This window comes from Streptomyces bicolor, assembly GCF_000719285.1.
Taxonomy (GTDB): domain Bacteria; phylum Actinomycetota; class Actinomycetes; order Streptomycetales; family Streptomycetaceae; genus Streptomyces; species Streptomyces bicolor.
This window is the reverse complement of record NZ_JOFS01000015.1, coordinates 14,934-32,486: the sequence shown is the minus strand read 5'-3', so window position 1 is coordinate 32,486 and position 17,553 is coordinate 14,934. Positions and strand designations below refer to the sequence as shown.

At 72.8% G+C, this 17,553-nt stretch carries 14 protein-coding genes; 7 read left to right on the top strand and 7 right to left on the bottom strand.

Going from position 1 to position 17,553, the window contains the following annotated elements; translation table 11 throughout:
• Position 1: 1 nt before the first annotated feature.
• Both IF78_RS0120670 and IF78_RS0120665 read right to left on the bottom strand, forming a co-directional pair.
• Positions 2-1,528, bottom strand: coding sequence for an aldehyde dehydrogenase family protein (locus IF78_RS0120670; RefSeq protein WP_031477603.1), 1,527 nt, complete (start codon positions 1,526-1,528; stop codon positions 2-4).
• Positions 1,529-1,719: 191 nt separating this feature from the next.
• Positions 1,720-2,268 (bottom strand): DinB family protein, encoded by a 549-nt coding sequence (locus IF78_RS0120665; RefSeq protein ID WP_031477602.1) that lies wholly within the window; start codon positions 2,266-2,268, stop codon positions 1,720-1,722.
• A 55-nt stretch (positions 2,269-2,323) separates the two neighbouring features.
• Between IF78_RS0120665 and IF78_RS0120660 the strand changes: the two genes are divergently transcribed.
• From IF78_RS0120660 to IF78_RS45095, 6 genes are read left to right on the top strand one after another with little or no spacing between them, the layout of a single operon-like run.
• Positions 2,324-3,304 (top strand): helix-turn-helix transcriptional regulator, encoded by a 981-nt coding sequence (locus tag IF78_RS0120660; RefSeq protein WP_031477601.1) that lies wholly within the window; start codon positions 2,324-2,326, stop codon positions 3,302-3,304.
• Positions 3,305-3,343: 39 nt separating this feature from the next.
• Entirely contained in the window at positions 3,344-4,261 is a 918-nt protein-coding gene (locus IF78_RS0120655) for a bifunctional helix-turn-helix transcriptional regulator/GNAT family N-acetyltransferase (protein ID WP_078662526.1), read from the top strand.
• A gap of 40 nt (positions 4,262-4,301) precedes the next feature.
• Positions 4,302-4,667 (top strand): CU044_2847 family protein, encoded by a 366-nt coding sequence (locus tag IF78_RS0120650; RefSeq protein WP_031477597.1) that lies wholly within the window; start codon positions 4,302-4,304, stop codon positions 4,665-4,667.
• Positions 4,668-4,669: 2 nt separating this feature from the next.
• Entirely contained in the window at positions 4,670-6,820 is a 2,151-nt protein-coding gene (locus IF78_RS0120645; protein ID WP_031477595.1) for a VMAP-C domain-containing protein, read from the top strand.
• On the top strand, positions 6,817-7,767 hold the full coding sequence (locus tag IF78_RS0120640) for an AAA family ATPase (protein WP_031477593.1): 951 nt from the start codon (positions 6,817-6,819) through the stop codon (positions 7,765-7,767). The genes IF78_RS0120645 and IF78_RS0120640 overlap by 4 nt, the downstream gene beginning before the upstream one ends.
• Positions 7,764-11,162 carry an SAV_2336 N-terminal domain-related protein gene (locus IF78_RS45095; protein ID WP_051828049.1) on the top strand — a complete coding sequence of 1,133 codons (3,399 nt, stop codon included), beginning with the start codon at positions 7,764-7,766 and terminating at the stop codon, positions 11,160-11,162. Before IF78_RS0120640 ends, IF78_RS45095 begins: the two co-directional genes overlap by 4 nt.
• 106 nt (positions 11,163-11,268) lie before the next feature.
• Here IF78_RS45095 and IF78_RS0120630 read toward each other — a convergent pair whose 3' ends face one another.
• From IF78_RS0120630 to IF78_RS0120610, 5 genes are all read right to left on the bottom strand, one after another.
• Complete coding sequence (locus IF78_RS0120630) at positions 11,269-12,258, bottom strand: malate dehydrogenase (protein ID WP_031477590.1); 990 nt, start codon at positions 12,256-12,258, stop codon at positions 11,269-11,271.
• 358 nt (positions 12,259-12,616) lie between these two features.
• Positions 12,617-13,936 (bottom strand): helix-turn-helix domain-containing protein, encoded by a 1,320-nt coding sequence (locus tag IF78_RS0120625; protein WP_107049981.1) that lies wholly within the window; start codon positions 13,934-13,936, stop codon positions 12,617-12,619.
• 456 nt (positions 13,937-14,392) lie between these two features.
• Positions 14,393-14,923, bottom strand: coding sequence for a helix-turn-helix domain-containing protein (locus IF78_RS0120620; RefSeq protein ID WP_031477587.1), 531 nt, complete (start codon positions 14,921-14,923; stop codon positions 14,393-14,395).
• 207 nt (positions 14,924-15,130) lie between these two features.
• Positions 15,131-15,679 carry a DUF3017 domain-containing protein gene (locus tag IF78_RS0120615; protein WP_031477585.1) on the bottom strand — a complete coding sequence of 183 codons (549 nt, stop codon included), beginning with the start codon at positions 15,677-15,679 and terminating at the stop codon, positions 15,131-15,133.
• Positions 15,669-16,523 carry a bifunctional methylenetetrahydrofolate dehydrogenase/methenyltetrahydrofolate cyclohydrolase gene (locus IF78_RS0120610; protein ID WP_031477583.1) on the bottom strand — a complete coding sequence of 285 codons (855 nt, stop codon included), beginning with the start codon at positions 16,521-16,523 and terminating at the stop codon, positions 15,669-15,671. The genes IF78_RS0120615 and IF78_RS0120610 overlap by 11 nt, the downstream gene beginning before the upstream one ends.
• Positions 16,524-16,812: 289 nt before the next feature.
• On the opposite strand from IF78_RS0120610, the gene IF78_RS0120605 reads away from it, so the two are divergent.
• Positions 16,813-17,439: a hypothetical protein gene (locus tag IF78_RS0120605; protein ID WP_031477582.1), complete on the top strand. Its 627-nt coding sequence runs from the start codon at positions 16,813-16,815 to the stop codon at positions 17,437-17,439.
• Positions 17,440-17,553 lie beyond the last annotated feature (114 nt).

Here is a 17,553-nt window from a genome sequence, read left to right as displayed (position 1 = left end):
GTCAGCCCGCGAACCAGCGCACCGGCTTGGGTGCGAGGTTCTGGTAGACGTGCTTGCTCTCGCGGTACTCGGCGAGTCCGGCGGGGCCGAGTTCGCGCCCCACCCCGCTCTTGCCGAAGCCGCCCCACTCCGCCTGCGGGAGGTAGGGGTGGAAGTCGTTGATCCAGACGGTGCCGTGGCGCAGCCGGCCCGCGACGCGCCGGGCCCGGCCCGCGTCGGCGGTCCAGACCGCGCCCGCGAGGCCGTACTCGGTGTCGTTGGCGAGGGCGACGGCCTCGTCCTCGGTGCGGAAGGTCTCGACGGTGAGGACCGGGCCGAAGACCTCCTCGCGTACGACACGCATCTCGCGGTGGCAGTGGTCGAGAACCGTCGGCTCGTAGAAGTAGCCGCTCTCCGGCCGGTCGGCCGACGGCTCGGGCCGCTTGCCGCCGGAGCGCAGCACCGCGCCCTCCTCGAGCGCGGACTCGACGTACGCCTCGACCTTCGCGCGCTGCTGCTCGGAGACGAGCGGGCCGCACTCGACGCCCTCGGCGGTGCCGCGGCCGAGGCGGATCTTCTGGGCGCGGCGGGCGAGTTCGGCCACGAAACGGTCCCGGACCGACTCCTCGACGATGAGGCGGGCGCCGGCCGAGCAGACCTGGCCGCTGTGGATGAACGCGGCGTTGAGGGCCTGGTCGACGGCGGTGTCGAAGGCCTCGTCGGTGGCACAGGCGTCGGCGAAGACGACGTTGGGGTTCTTGCCGCCGAGTTCGAGGGCGACCTTCTTGACGGTGGGCGCGGCCGTCTGGGCCACCTTCGTGCCGCTGACCAGGCCGCCGGTGAAGGAGACCAGGTCGACGTCGGGGTGCTCGGCGAGCCGGGCGCCGACGGAATGGCCCGGGCCGGTCACGATGTTGGCGACACCGGCCGGCAGGCCCGCCTCGACCAGCAGCTCGATCAGGGCGATCGTCGTCAGCGGGGTGATCTCGCTCGGCTTGACGACGAAGGTGTTCCCGGCGGCGAGGGCGGGGGCGATCTTCCAACTGGCCTGGAGGAGAGGGTAGTTCCAGGGGGTGATCAGCGCACAGACACCGACCGGCTCGTGTACGACGACGCTGTGGATGTCGGTCGAGCCCGCGTCGACGACCCGGCCCGGGCCCTCGGCGGCGACGAGGTCGGCGAAGTAGCGGAAGGCGTCGGCGACGCAGTCGATGTCGACGCGGCCCTCCTCGACGGTCTTGCCGGCGTCGCGGCTCTCCAGCAGGCCGAGCTTCTCGCGGTCGCGCACGAGCAGGTCGGCGACGCGGCGCAGCAGGGCGGCGCGCTCGGCGACGGGCGTCAGGGACCACTCGCCCCGGCCGCCGTCGAAGGCACGGTGGGCGGCCGCGACGGCCAGGTCGGTGTCCTTCTCGTCACCCTCCGCGACCACGGCGAAGGGCAGGGCGTCCGCGGGGTCGAGAATCTCGCGTGTGGCGCCGGAGACGGCCGGGTGCCACTCTCCGCCCGCGTGAATCGTCTGCTCTGCCTGCCGCGCCTGCTGTCCGGTCATGATCGGTGTCGCCTTCCGTTCCTGTTCAGCGCCCCTGAGTCACACAGGTGTCACCCACGAGGACCGTCAGCGCCTGCCCCGGCCCGTCGGATTGCATGCGCAATCGGGGCGGAAAGTGCGGTGCGTCACTGAAAATGGGGACGAACAGGAACAGAAGGGACGCCTGTGGTGGATGGTGACGACGACGCCCGTCAGAAGTCGGCGGGCGGGTCCTCCCCCACCCGGCCGTCGATCGACTCCCGGATCAGGTCGGCCTGGCCGACGTGGCGGGCGTACTCCTCGATCAGGTCCGCCAGGATGCGCCGAAGACTGGGCGACTCCCCGTTGCGCCCGGTGTAGTGGGCGAGCCGGTCGAGTCCGCCCTCGGCGAGAACCTTGCGGACATTGACCCGGGAGCGGGCGACGGCGGACTCCCACAGTGCGTAGAGCTGCTCAGGGGTGTCGTCCGCGGCCGAGCGCCACTCCCAACCGGGCTCGGCCTCCCAGTCCACGGTGTTCCAGGGCTCGCCCGGGTCCTCACCCAGCAGCCGCACGGTGAAGTAGTCGGCCTCCACCAGCGCCAGGTGTTTGAGCAGCCCGCCCAGCGTGATCGTCGAGGGGGCGAGCCGCGCGTCGAGCCCGGCAGCGTCCAAGCCTTCGCACTTCCAGGCGAACGTCCGGCGCTGCCGTTCCAAGGACCCGATCAGGGTGTCGGCCTCGCTGCCCGCGACGGGTGGTTCCAGGGGGATGTCCTCGCTCATGCCGATCACGGTACGGTCCATTCCGGACGATCCACGACCGGAATGCCGCCCGAACATGCCACGCGACGAGAGCCCCACCGCCCGCGCCCTCCTGCTCCTCGAACTCCTCCAGAGCAGCCCCGGCATCACCGCCGACCGCCTCGCCGCCCGCCTCGGCGTCTCCGAGCGCGCCGCCCGCCGTTACGTCGCGATCCTGCGTGAGGCCGGCATCCCCGTCGAGTCCACGCGGGGGCCGTACGGCGGCTACCGCATCGGCCGGGGCCTGCGCCTGCCGCCGCTGATGTTCAGCCCGACCGAGGCGCTCGGCCTGGTCATGGCCGTACTGGACGGCCATCACGACGCCGCCGACCCGGCCGGCCCGGCCGGCAGCGCGCTCGGCAAGCTCCTGCGCGCCCTGCCCGAACCGGTCGCGCACCCCGCCGAGGCCGTCCGCAAGGTCAGCGCCCGGGGCGCCCCCGGCACAGCCGAGCGCCCCGACCCCGACACCACAGCCGTCCTCGTGCAGGCCGCCGCCGCGCGGCGCCGTCTGCGCATCGGCTACCGGCCGGGCTCGCGCGGCGAACGCACCATGGAGGTCGACCCGTGGGCCGTCGTCGTGCACCACGGCCGCTGGTACCTGCTCTGCTGGTCGCACACCCGCGACGCGCGCCGCGTCCTGCGCGTGGACCGGGTCACGTCGGTGACGGCACTCCCCGACACCTTCGAACCGCCCCCCGCGCTGAACCCCGTCGAGACGGTCGAGGAGCACCTCTCCGAGGGCTGGACCCACGAGGTGGAGATCGTGGTCGAAGCGCCCGTCTCGCTGGTGACCGAATGGCTGCCGCGCAGCCTCGGCCGCCCCGAGCCCGTCGACGACCACACGACACGGATCCTCGCCACCACCGACGAACCGGACTGGTACGCCGAGCGGCTCACGGCGATCCGGGCACCGTTCCGGATCGTCAGGCCGCGTGAGCTGCGGGAGGCGGCACTGGCGCTCGGCCGACGGCTCGCGGAAGCGGCGGGAGCTGTGGACGGTGACCGAACCTTTGACTAAGGTCAAAGAAACAGGGATCCGGCGTCAACGGAGCACGTGATGGAGCCAGTGTCGACGGAGCACGTGACGGCCTCCCGCCGCTTCAACCGTTACTTCACACGCCGCATCGGCGTTCTGGACGACCACTACCTCGGACAGAACCGCCCGCTGGGCGAGGCCCGGCTGCTGTTCGAGATCGGTGACGGGACGTCGCTGCGCGAGCTCAGGAGCCGGCTCGGCCTGGACGCCGGGTACCTGAGCCGGATGGCGAAGGCGCTGGAGGCCCAGGGCATGGTCCGGCTGAGCGCGCACCCCCGGGACAGCCGGCTGCGGATGATCGAACTCACCCCGGCCGGGCGGGTGGAGGTGAAGGAGCAGAACCGACGGGCGGGCGCGGTCGTCGCCGGGCTCCTCGAAGGCCTCAGCGAACCCCAGCGCGCCGAACTGACCCGGGCGATGGCCACCGCACAGCGCCTGCTGCGCCTCGCGGGCATCACCGTCGACCACGTCGACGGCGCCGCACCGGACGCCCTGGCCTGCCTGGACGCCTACGCCGCCGACATCGACGAGCGGTTCCCCGAGGGCTTCGACAAGAGCGACCTCGTCCGGCCGGAGGAGGTCTCCGGCGACTCCGGCGCGTTCTTCGTCGCCCGCGAGGAGGGCCGCCCCGTGGGCTGCGGGGCGCTACGGCGCCTGGAGCCCGGCGTCGGCGAGATCCGCCACGTCTGGGTGCACCCCGACGCCCGCCGGCTGGGCCTCGCCCGCCGCCTCCTCGACGCCCTCGAACGCGAGGCGGCCGCGCGGGACATGACCGTCGTACGCCTCGACACGCACGCCGCGCTCACCGAGGCGCAGGCGATGTACCGGGCGTGCGGGTACACGGAGATCCCCCGGTACGACGACAACGTCTACGCCGCGCACTGGTTCGAGAAGCGGCTGCCTGGCGGTCTCGTGATCCGGCGCGATCAAGACTGCTGAACTCCCTGTCGAATCAGGCGCCTTGAGCGACAATGTTGGCGTGTCCACCACCTTGGAATCAGAGTTCGACGACGGCACGCCCGTGAGGTTCCTGCTCGCCCCGGGCCCCGCGCCGGGCGACGACGACCTCCCCGAAGGCATGGGCAGAGCGGTCCCCGTGGCCACCGGTGGCCGGGCCGTCGCCAACTTCGCGACCAGTGCCCTGCGCGGGGCTCTGAAGCCGCTCGGACCGCTCCTGCAGGAGGTGCACGACGCCGTCAAGGACGTACCGGAGCCGCCGAGCGAGCTCAGCGTGACCTTCGGTGTGCAGGTCGGACAGGACCTCAAGCTCGGGATCGTCGGCGGCAACGGCCAGGCGCACCTCACCGTCACCGCCAGCTGGAAGCCCGAGCCCGGTTCGGAGTAACCGTGGGGTGGTTCAAGGAGGTCGGGGCGGCGTCCGGCGACAGGACCCGCCCGAGCGCCGCGTCCGTGCGACGGACGGCCGACGGGAAGACGGCGGGCGGGGCGGTCTTACTCGGCACCGACACGGTGCTGACGTGTGCGCATGTGGTCAACGACGCCCTGGGCAGGGCGCAGTTCGACCCCCGGCCGCCCGGCCTTGACGAGCTGTTCGTCGAGGTGAAGGGGGCGCGCAGGACCGAGCGGTACCCCGCGCGCGTGGCGCACTGGATCCCTCCGCGCACCCGCTCCGGACAGGCCGTGCGGGACGGCGCCCTGGAGTGGCTCGGCGATCTCGCGGTGCTGCGGATCGACGCTCCGCCACGCGAGGTGCCCGCCCCCGACCGCCGTACGGCCATGACGCCGGGCCAGCGGGTGCGTGCCTGGCACGGCAGCGGGCACAGCGCGACCTTCGCCGATCTGCTGGTCGCCGCCCTCGACGACGGGATCGGCTACCTCGACGGCAAGAGCACCGGCATGGCGGTCAGCCACGGCTACAGCGGCGGGCCCCTGTGGTGCGAGGACGACGAGGCCGTCGTGGGACTCGTGGCCGCGCACTTCATGCCGGCGTGCGATGCCCCGGCCGGTCCGCAGGACATGATCCGGCGCAGCTGGTGCATCCCCTGGCAGCGGGTCGAGGCCGAGCTGCGGAATGCGGGGGTGGCACTGGACGACGAGGACATCGCCGGCGATCAGGCCTACGACCCCGGCGATCCCCCCTTCGTCAAACTCGTGGAGACGATCCGGTACGCCCTGCCGACGTCGTCGTACTCGTTCGGCGACACGGCCCGCAAGCTGGCGGTGGAGTGCGGCCGCGAGCCGGGCAGCGCCGTGGCCCCGCCGACGGTCGAGGAGTTCGCGGGGTTCCTGGTCAGCCATCCACGGGCGGTGGCGGCGCTCACCCAGATCCTGCGGCCCACGAACCCCGCGGCGGCCGGCCGGGTCCTCGCCGCGGGACAGTTCTTCGACACCGCGCTGCTGCTCTCGCCGCGCGAGCACCAGCAACTGCACCAGCTGCTGCGCAAGGTCGACCGGCCGGTGCTCGGGCGGCTCCCCGAGGTGGTGCGCGAGGCCGCGAAACGGGTCGACGTCCGCTCCGACGGGGACACCCCGGACGCCCAGCTGCTCAGCCTGGAGCGGCTGGCCGGTGACGGCCACTCCGACGACGGCGGGCCCCGGGTACCGGCGCTGCTGCGAGTCGTCGAGTACATCGCCGTGTTGTGCCCGGCGCCCCAGAAGGGCGGGCTGCGGCTGTGGTCGGACAGCGTGGCGGTACGGCTCGGCATCCCTCCCGCGGCGCTGCGGGAGCGGCGCTCGGACGCCGAGGACTGGGCCCGCATGGTGCGCGCGAGGACCGGGCGGGTGCGGGTCCTGGTCCAGGTGACGCAGGCGGGACGGGACCGGCACCGGCTGCGCATCTGGTGCGACGAGGGCTCCGGGCCCCGGCAGGTGTCGGCCGACAGCTCCGCCGCGCACACGGCGTCCGAGGCGGCGCGCGAACTGCTGCGCGTCCTGGAGTCCCTCACCTCCTCGGCCTCCGACGGCGGCCGCCCGCTGGTGGAGGTGCTCGTGGACCAGGACAACCTGAACCTGCCGGTCGACGAATGGGCCGCCCAGGCTCCCGGCGAGATCATCCCGGGCATGCTCGGCGCGGAGTACCCGCTGGTCGTGCACTGTCCGGAACTCCTGCGCCGGCACGAGCGTTTCCTTCCCGACTGGCGCGAGCGGTGGAGACAGCTCGACTCCGGGCAGACGCTGGTCGTCTCCGATCCGGCCCAGGACCCCACCCAGGTCTACTACGAACTGATGGGCCGGCTCGACACGGTCCGGGTGTCCGTCGACGTGCCGCCCGGTCCGCGCGACCGGATCGTTCAGATCTGCCTGGCCGTGGGCATACCGGTGGTGGTGTGGGACCGCGGCCGGGACACGCCCTCGCACGCCGTCAAGCACATGGCGGAGCTCGCCACCCGTGAACTGCCCGACGGGGTGCGGGTCTACCGGGCCAACGCCCGGGGCTCCCGCGCCCCCGACTTCCCCGGCCGCCCGGTCCTCGCCTGGGCGGACGCCGACCGCACGGTGCCCCGACTGCACCTGACCGACCCACAGGAGAGCGCATGACCTCCGCTTCCGAGGCCGACTGGCGCATCTTCCGCGGCGACGGCCTCCCGCGCGCCGTGACGCTGCCCCCGGCGCCGCCGTGGCGCCGGTTCAGCCCCGCGCCGGCCGCCCGTCCCGAACTGCCGTACCTGATCCAGCCGGAGCACGCCGACGTCGTCAACGCCTCGCTGCATCTGCGCCGCCCCCTGCTGGTCACCGGGCCGGCCGGCACCGGCAAGTCGTCGCTCGCCCGGGCCGTCGCGCACGAGCTGCGGCTGGGCGACCTGCTGCGCTGGTCGATCAACAGCCGGTCGACCGTGCGGGAGGCGCTCTACCAGTACGACGCGATCGGCCGGCTGCGCGAGACCACGCTCAGCCGCGACCGGGGCGAGGGCGAACCGTCGATCGGGACGTTCATCCGGCTCGGCCCGCTGGGCACGGCCCTGGTGCCGTCGGCGACGCCGCGCGCGCTGCTCATCGACGAGATGGACAAGGGCGACGTCGACCTGCCCAACGACCTGCTCACCGTCTTCGAGGAGGGCTACTTCGACATCCCGGAACTGACCCGGCTCCCCGAGGACATGGCGGACGTGGAGGTGCAGACCGCCGATCACCGGGGGACAGTGACGGTGCATCAGGGCCGCGTCCAGTGCGCGGAGTTCCCGGTCGTGGTCATCACCAGCAACGGTGAACGCGAGTTCCCGCCCGCCTTCCTGCGCCGCTGCGTCCGCCTCGCCCTGCCCGTACCGGACGAGGCCCGGCTGCGCGCCATCGTCACCGCGCACCTGGGCGAGGAGGCCCTGCGCGACGCCGACGACCTGATCGACACCTTCCTGCGCCGCCGCGCCCCCGGCGAACTGGCCACGGACCAGCTCCTCAACGCCGTGTTCCTGCGCGGCAGCGGGGTGAACCTCAACGCCGAGGAGCTGCTGGACGCCGTGCTGCACCAGCTGACCGGGGCACTGTGACCGAGGCCGGCGGGGGCGGGCGGCTCGGCGAGCTGCTGCGGGTGCTGTCGGCCTCCGGCCAGGAGCTGGACGCCGACCAGGTGCTCGACGTGCTGTGGCTGGCCCGACGGGTGCCCGGCGGGGCGGACGCGCCCCTCGCACGCCTCGCCCGGACGACACCGGCGCCGTCCGCGGAACCGGCCACCGCCGAGCCGGACGAGGCCGGCCCAGACGGCCCCGCGACCGCACCGGAACCCGACGACCCGGACCTGCCCGACCTGACCGCGCACCCCCTGTACTCGGACGCCCGGCAGGAACCGGAGTCGGCGCCGGTCCCCGAGATCCGGCTGCGCCAGGACGCCGAGCCGAACAGGGCGATGCCCGTCCGCGTCCCGGAGGACAAGGCCCTCGCGGGCGAGCTCGAACTGGGGCGCGCGCTACGGCCGTTGCGCCGCCGGCTGGCCAGCCCGCACCGCCTGGAGATCGACGAGGAACGCACCGCCGCGGAACTCGCCGAGACCCGGCTGCCCGATGTGGTGCAGCGGCCCGTGCAGGAGCGCTGGCTCCATCTGGTGCTGCTCGTCGACGACGGCCTGTCGATGCTGCTGTGGCACCGCCTCGCCGCCGAACTGCGCGTCCTGTTCGAACGCCTGGGCGCCTTCGCCACCACCCGCGTCCTCGGCCTCGACACCCGCGGCGCCGACGAACCCCGCCTGCACGCCCGCCCGTTCCGGCCCGACAGCACCCCGGTGCCGCTGAGCACGGTGGGCGACCCGTCGGGCCGCACCCTCGTCCTCGTCGTCAGCGACGGCATGGGCGCCGCCTGGCGCAGCGGCGCCCTGCACGGCCTGCTGTCCAGCTGGGCCTCCCGCGGCCCCACCGCCCTGCTGCACACCCTGCCGCCCGACCTGTGGGAGGGCTCCGGCGTCCATGCCGAGCGCTGGCAGGCCACCACCCGGCGGATCGGCGGGGCCAACACCTCCTGGGAGATCACCGACCCGGTGCTGCCGCCCGGCCTCGCCACCTTCGACGGCGTGCCGGTGCCGGTCCTGGAGCCGACGGCCGCCTCGCTGCGGACCTGGTCCCACCTGCTCGCCTCGCCCGGCGCCACGGTACGCGTGCCGCTGCTGACCCGGCCGCGCCGGTCCCGCACGGCCACCGCGTCCCCGGGCCCGGGCGGCGCCCAGCACTTCCGGGACGCGGCCACCCCGGAGGCGTACCGGCTCGCCGCGCATCTGGCGGCCGTGTCGCCGCTGACGGTCCCGGTGATGCGGCTGGTCCAGACGGCGGTGCCGTGGCAGGCGCGGACCTCCCATCTCGCCGAGGTCTTCCTCGGCGGGCTGATGCGGCCGCACCCCGCGCCGGTACCCGGGCCGCTGCCCGCCAAGCACCAGGTCTTCGACTTCTCCGACGCCTCCAGGTCCGTGCTCCTCGACGCCGTCCCGCAGTCCGAACTCCTGCGGACCAGCCGCACGATCGGGCACCGCCTGGAACAACTCGCGGGCAACTCGCCGGACTTCCCGGCCTGGCTCGCCCACCCGGACGGCTCCGCCCGGCTCCCAGGCTCGCACCGGCCGTTCACGCGCGTGGAGCGCAAGCTGCTGGCGCGCTTCGGGGTCTCGTTCGACTCCGGGGCGAGCCGCCTGGAGCGGGGCATCCGGGAACAGGGCACCACCTCCGGGGACGGCTGGGGCAGCCTGACGGACGACGATCCGCGGCGGCTCGGCCCCTACCGGCTGCGTGGTCGGCGGCGGCTGCGCTGGGTGGTGGAGTACGACGCCGTCGACCTGATCAACAACACCAGAGCCATGGTGCGCACCCCGCGCACCGATGTCGCCACCGACGGCGCCGAGTTGATCGCGACGGAGGCGGAGGCGCTGCGCCGCCTGGGCGGTCAGTACGCGCCCGCCCTGCTCGGCACCGGGCTCGGGGGCACACCGGCCTGGCTGGCGTCGGCCCCGATCGAGGACGGCTCCGCGTCACCCGCCCCGCCCCGCCTCGCGGAGCTCTTCAACCAGGCCCACGCGACGGGTACGGCTCCCTTCGACAAGCTCACGGGGCTGCTCGTCGGCTGGCATCTGGCGAGCGCCCTGGCCCTGTGCCATCTCCACGGGGTCGTGCCCGCGGACCTCAGTGCGGAGAACATCTTCGTGCTGCGGCGCTCGGTGGTCCTCGCCGACCTGTCCAACTGCGCCCTGGACGGCCGGTACACGGGTACCGGCCCGGTGCCCACCCCCGAGGACAACGTGCGCGCGCTGGGCGACCTGCTCCAGCTGGTCAGCAGCAAGGCGGGCCGCGAACTGCACCGGCAGGTGCCCGGCCATCCCGAGGGCATGCACCTGTGGCAGGGCGACACCTGGGCGCGGCTGCGGCAGACGGTGCTGCGCTGCCTCGGCCCCGACCCGGCCGCGCGCCCCACCGCGGGCGAGGTCGCGGACGTCCTGGCGAAGTACATCGCCCAGTCCCGCACCGAACGCACCGGCACACCGGCACCCGCGGCCAAGCCCCGGGTCCGCACCCGGCCGTCGTCGCGCGTACCGCTCGCCCTCCCCCCGGTCGCCGCCGTGCCCGGCGACACCGGCGCCCTCCCCCTGCGCCCACCACCCCGCTTCGGCGCCGCCCGCCGCGAGCGGGAGGCCCGGCTGGCCCGGCTGCGGACACCGCTGAGCCACGCCCGCCGCCTCACCCTGGTCGGCACCTACCACTACGGCGGCCGGGTCTACAGCGGGCGGGCCGCGACGACGATGGTGCTCGGCTCGCTCCTCGCCGCCGTCCGGGGCGAGCCGGTCCTGGCGCTCGACGGAGCGGACGACGAGGGGGCGCTCGACGCCTTCCTCACCGACCGGAACCCGGCCACCGTGCGCGACCTGGCCGACCTGCCCGCCGACCCGACGTACGAGGAGGTCCGGGCGCGCACCACCCGCCTGCCGTCAGGGCTGGAAGTCGCCGCGCACCCCGGGGGCCGGGTCCCGCCGAACCTGATACACGCCCAGGCCTATCCGCACATCCTGGCCAGGACCGCGCCCTACTACTCGTTCGTCCTCACCGACTGGGCCCCGCAGCGGCTGGACCGGTCCGCCGACACCGTCCTGGATCTGACCGACCGGCTGATCCTGTGCTGCGGCAACTCGGGCTGGTACTTCGACGCCGCGTGGCGGGTGCTCGACCGGTTGCGCGTCGACGGGCACCGGCGGCTGGCGGACGAGGCGGTCGTCGTGGTGACCGAGGTCGAGCAACGCTCGGGGCAGACCGTGCCGGAGGACCTGCCCGCCCGCTTCGACATCGGTGCCGACCAGGTGGTCGCCGTACCTTTCGACCGACTGCTGTCCTCCGCGGGCTTCGGGCCGCTGGACCGGTTGCGGGCACCGGCGCTGAACGCGTTCCTGGACCTGGCGGCGCTGGTCGTGGAGGGCTGACGGGGCGGTCGGTCGCGGGTACGGCGGGCTATGCACAGGGGCGTGAAAACGCGCTGATCCCCGGGCCGTTGTCGCATGGCCCGGGGATCAGCGGTTGCCGGTCGGCTCAGATGAGGCCGAGGGCGCGGACCGCGTCGCGCTCCTCCTCGAGCTCCTTGACGGAGGCGTCGATACGGGCGCGGGAGAACTCGTTGATCTCCAGGCCCTGCACGATCTCGTACTTGCCGTCCTTGGTGGTGACCGGGAAGGAGGAGATGAGCCCCTCCGGAACGCCGTACGAACCGTCCGACGGAATGCCCATCGACACCCAGTCGCCGTCGGCGGTGCCGTTGACCCAGGTGTGGACGTGGTCGATGGCGGCGTTGGCGGCGGAGGCGGCCGAGGAGGCGCCGCGGGCCTCGATGATCGCCGCGCCGCGCTTGGCGACGGTCGGGATGAAGTCCTCGGCGAGCCACTTCTCGTCGTTCACGACCTCGGCGGCGTTCTTGCCGGCGATGGTGGCGTGGAAGATGTCCGGGTACTGGGTGGCGGAGTGGTTGCCCCAGATGGTGAGCCGCTTGATGTCGGAGACCGTGGAGCCGGTCTTCTTGGCGAGCTGGGTGAGCGCGCGGTTGTGGTCGAGGCGGGTCATCGCGGTGAACCGCTCGGCCGGTACGTCGGGCGCGGCGGCCTGCGCGATGAGCGCGTTGGTGTTGGCCGGGTTGCCGACGACCAGGACCTTGATGTCGTCCGCGGCGTGGGCGTTGATGGCCTGGCCCTGCGGCTTGAAGATGCCGCCGTTGGCCTCGAGGAGGTCACCGCGCTCCATGCCCTTGGTGCGGGGGCGGGCGCCGACCAGGAGGGCGACGTTGGCGCCGTCGAAGGCGACGTTCGGGTCGTCGCTGATGTCGATGCCCGCCAGGAGCGGGAACGCGCAGTCGTCGAGCTCCATCGCGGTGCCCTCGGCGGCCTTAAGCGCCGGGGTGATCTCGAGAAGCCGCAGCCGGACCGGCACGTCCGCGCCGAGCAGCTGGCCGGAGGCGATGCGGAACAGCAGGGCGTAGCCGATCTGGCCGGCCGCGCCGGTGACGGTGACGTTCACGGGAGTGCGGGTCATGGCGTTCTCCGTATGACAGCTGGCGGTGGGCGTCCTGCCCCGGGGTGCGGGACGAAGAGATGATCGATCTCTTGGCGTCAAGAGATCCACCCGTCAGGCTATCGCGCATCCAGGATCTCGCACGGCCGGGTCCGTGTGGCCCGTCCCACAGAATGTCGATCAATGTCGATCGATGTCGATCGGGGGGCGAAAGGAGCGGCCGCCCGGTCCGGGAGAGGGGGACCTGGGCGGCCGCTGGGTGGGGGTACCGGATGCCGGACTCCCGTGGGGGTACGGTGCGCGTGCCCACTTTGCCGACGGCCATTCCTGCCCCACCGAACCTTTTTTCGCCCGCTGGGAACCTCAAGTCCAGCCCCCGCTACTGCGTACACCCCTCCAGCCCCGCGGCCAGCGTCGCGCACGCCGTCGCCTCGCCCGCGTCCTTCACGGCGATCATCGGGGTGTACGCGATCGCGTCCCCGGCAACGGTGATCGTCCCGGTCTGCTTCGTCTTGCCGACCGTCACCACCACCTCGTCGCCCTGCGCGGCCTGAGTGATACGTCCCCACGCCGCGCCGCAGGTCTCGCTGTAGCGCACCTCGACCACGGCCGTGCCGACGGTCGCGGTCTTGGCGGTGGTCACGAGGTCACCGCTGCAGCCCATGCTCTCCGCGTCCTTGCCGGTGCAGGAGTCACCGCTGCACTTCACCCCGGCCGGCAGATCGGGGTCGGTCGTCACGGACGGCGAGGGCGACTTACCGGCGTTCGGGTCCTTCTTCCCGCCGCCGGGGTCGACGAGGTAGAACACCGCCGCGATCACGACCAGCACACCGACGACCCCCGCGAGGAACATCGTCAGCCGCCGCTTGCCACCGCCGCCGCCCGCGGACACGCCGCCCTCCGGCCGCTGCGGAGGCGCACCGTACTGACCGGAACCGGGTACCCCGGACCCACCGGCCACGCCGGAAACACCGGACGCGCCGGATGCGTCAGCCGACGGCGCCGTACCCGCACGACCCCCCGGCTGCGACGGCCCCCGATACCCCGCGACCCCCCACGAGTTGGCCCCGGAGGAACCGCCCTCCCGGACGTCGCCCCCTGCGGACCCCCGCGCCGCCGGGTCCGGCGCCGAGGAGTCCCGTACCGCCGAATCCCGTACCGAGGAGTCCTGTACCGAGGAATCCCGTACCGAAGAATCCCTGACCGCCGAGTCCCGCACCTCCGGCGCCGTAGGCTGCGCCGGAACCGCGGGCGGAACGGTCGGGGCCACCCCCGCCGGCCCCGCCACCCCGGACGTGGGCGCGGCCGTGGCGCTGCCGCCCCGCCGCGCACCCTTGCCCGCCTTCGCGCTCCCCTTGGCATTCGCCGGCGGCGCCCCGAACTCGCCCAGTGCGGCACGCGCCTGGGAGATCCGGATCGCCTCCATGGTCATGTCGTGGCGCATCTCCGAACGGCTCCACGCCCGTTCGGCGAGCTCCCACATCGTCGTCAGGTGGATCGGATTGGTGCCGGTGACCTCGGCGAGCGCCACGATCGCGCCCTTGGGCGCGAGCAGCCGCCCGTTCAGGTACCGCTCCCAGGACGTCTTGCTGTATCCCGTGCGGTCGGCCAGCGCCGCGATGCTCAGACCGCTGCGGTCCACGAGCCGCCGCAGCTGACTCGCGAACTCCCTGACCTGCGGATCCAGTTCATCCGGCAAGGCCCTCCAACGAGGCATTGCTTCCCCCCTCTTCCCCCCGGTTCGTGCTGGTCTTTCTCGCGTCTCCCCCGCGCGTGGTGCCCTCTGCCGAGTCCCCGTTCTGGCTACCCACAGGGATGCGCCCAGTGAGGATCTCAGTTCCCGGGGTGGGGGCGCACGGGAGCGTTGCGACCGTGGGCACGCACCGTTGCACGCCCGCCGGACCCGTCCAGTGTTCCACCGGCCCCCCTCGCCGGCCGACCCAACCCTGGCAGTAAGCCCTTGCGATTCACAGGACGCCCCGGACCGTCCCGATCGACCACGCTAGCCCGGTTGTTGAACGACTTCCTTGCAAATCCGCGAACTTGTCAACACATCGCCACACAGAACCCACATAAACGATCACCTGCGTCACATGTGCCGCATTCGGACAAGTCCGGCACGATCGGCGCGACCGGCACGGCTGTCCCACCGGGCTCACCCCAGCGCAACGGCCCCGATCACCGCGGTCAACGCCAGAGCCACGACGAGAACCACCGCGACCACCAGCAGCCGGCGCGAGGGCGGCTCCGATCGCTTCGGCGGCGCGTCCCACCAGGGCAGGGTGGGATCGTCCTCGTACCGCTCGGACTCCGCGTCGGTATCGGCGCCACCGGCGTTCCCGGTGTTCTCGTCGTTCCCGATGGTCTCGGCCGTGCCCTCCGGCCTCCCCGCCCCCGGAACCACCACCGGCTTCGGCCACGCCCGCACCGCCAGTTCCCACCGAACCCCGAAGCGTTCCGCCTCCTCCTTGCCGATCCCCGCCACGCGGCACAGCGCGACGACCGCCTGCCGGGGCGGGGGCTGGGTGGCGTTGAGGTAGCGCTGCCAGGAGGACTTGCTGTACGCGGTGCGCGCGCCGAGCGCGACCAGGCTCAGGCCCGTGCGGTCCTTGAGCTGCCGCAACTGCTCCACGAAGTGCCGCACCTCCGGCGGCAGATCGTCGGGCAGCGGCTGCCAGGCACCCATCGCTCACCTCCGAACCAGATCCGATCGGGTGACGACAGGGGACGGTGCCTTGGTTCCCCGACGGCCCCGACGTAGCGGAACGGTCACCTCCGTGACACAGCGCGCTGACAGCCGTTGAACAGCACCTTCACGGTGCCCCACGGTGGACGCGAACGGCGGTCCGTCCTGGCTCGGGGGAGAGGACGGGCCGCCGTCATGCGAAGAGCGTCAGCTGTCCACCGTGAAGTGCAGGGCGTCCTTCAGGAACGGCACCTTCAGCAACGGATCCGGCTGTGCCATCAGCGCCAGCAGCACGATCACGAGTCCCAGCACGCCGTACGTCGCGATGTCCGTGAAGCGGGAACGTACGGCGAGCATGCCGACGCTCGGCAGGAGCCACCGCAGCACCGCGCCGGCCAGCAGGGCGCCGCCGATCACCAGCGTGCCGACGCGGAACACGTCGAGCGCGGTGATCAGCAGGCCGACACCAACCAGTCCGAGGACGAGGAGGACGGGCCACTGCCGGGCGGGCGCCGGCGCGTCACCGCCGGCGGCCCGGCCGCCGCCTTCGGGGCGTGCCGTGTCCCTGGTGAACAGCGGGAAGCGACGGGTGGTGCGCCGGGGCACGCCATCCGCGTCCGGGGCGCTCACCGGGTCCCGGACCTCGATCTCCTCCGCCCCGGCAGCATCCTGCGCCCTGGCAGCGTCCTCCGCCCGGGCGCTGTCCTCCGCCCCGGCCCTGTCCTCCGCCCTGCCGGCGGTGTCCTCAGCCGACACTGCGCTCCGCCGCCTCGACCACGTTGACCAGCAGCTGCGCCCGGGTCATCGGGCCCACGCCGCCGGGGTTCGGGGAGATCCAGCCGGCCACCTCCGCGACGCCGGGGTGGACGTCACCGACGATCTTGCCCTCGGCGTTGCGCGAGACACCCACGTCGAGGACGGCCGCGCCCGGCTTCACGTCCTCGGGGCGGATGAGGTGGGCGGAGCCCGCGGCCGCGACGATGATGTCGGCGTTCCGCAGGTGCGCCGACAGGTCGCGCGTGCCGGTGTGGCACTGGGTCACCGTCGCGTTCTCGCTGCGCCGGGTCAGCAGCAGCGGCATCGGGCGGCCGATGGTCACGCCCCGGCCGACGACCACGACCTCCGCGCCCTTGATCTCGACGCCGTACCGGCGGAGCAGGGTCAGCACGCCGTTGGGGGTGCAGGGCAGCGGGGCCGGCTCGTTCAGGACCAGGCGGCCGAGGTTCATCGGGTGGAGGCCGTCGGCGTCCTTGGCCGGGTCCATCAGTTCGAGGATGCGGTTCTCGTCGATGCCCTTGGGCAGCGGCAGCTGGACGATGTAGCCGGTGCAGTCCGGGTCCTCGTTCAGCTCGCGGACGACCGCCTCGATCTCCTCCTGGGTCGCCGTCGCCGGCAGCTCGCGCTGGATGGAGGCGATGCCGACCTGGGCACAGTCGCGGTGCTTGCCTGCGACGTACTTCTGACTGCCGGGGTCTTCCCCGACCAGGATCGTGCCGAGGCCGGGCGTGACGCCCTTCTCCTTCAGCGCCGCCACGCGGGCGGTCAGATCGGACTTGATCGCGGCTGCGGTGGCCTTGCCATCGAGAATCTGGGCGGTCATGGGTCCCATCCTCCTAGATGACGCCCTTCCGGTTCCAATCCGGGTCCGTTCCGGGCTCGCTCCGGGTCCGCGGTGGCCTGCACGACCGTATCTCCACCCGTATCCACTCATGATCAGCGATGTTGCACTTGCACAACACATAGGGAATGCGGCTGGACAAGTAAGAGCAGACTAAAGAACGATGTGACGGCAGTGCCGCGGGCAGAGCCGGGGGGACAACCGCATCCGAAGACCTTCCTCCGAACCGTGCCGCGCGTCCCCGCACTCGGACAACGGAGGAAAGACCGCCATGAGTTTCGGCGACCCGAACAACCCCTACGGCCCGCCGCCCCAGGGCCAGCAGCCCGGCTACCCGCCGCAGCAGCCTCCCCAGGGACAGCCCGGCTACGGCTACCCCCAGGGCGCTCCCCAGCAGCCGCCCGCCTACGGCTACCCCCAGGCCCCGCAGCAGGCCTACCCCGGCTACCCGGGCGGGAACATGATGCCGATGGAGATGCCCGGTCTGATGAAGACGGCCCGTGTGCTGCTCTTCATCATGGCCGGCTTCCAGATCCTGTTCGGCATCATCGCCGGTATCGCCATCGGTGCCGCTCAGGACGTCTCCAACGGCGTCGGCTCCGGTGACGACACCGACGCGCTGGCCGGCCTCGGCTTCCTGGCCGCGGCCCTGCTGGTCGGCCTGGGCGCCCTGTCCATCTTCCTGGGCGTGAAGTTCAAGAACGGCGGCAGCGGCATCCGCATCACCACGATCGTGTACGCGTCGCTGATGATCCTCGGCGGCATCGTCAACATCGTGAACGGCGCGGGCGGCTCCACCACCTTCGGCGGGCTCATCTCCCTCGCCATCGCGGGCATCATCCTCGCGTCGATGGTCAACAGCGCCTCCACCGCCTGGTTCAGCCGCCCGCGTTACTGAGCGCCAGGGATCGGTTCACGCCAATAACAGCCGAGGGCCGTGTCTCACTCGTATGAGGGGGACACGGCCCCGCCGCGTCGCCCTACTCTGACGTGGGTAGCCGTCAGGCACGGG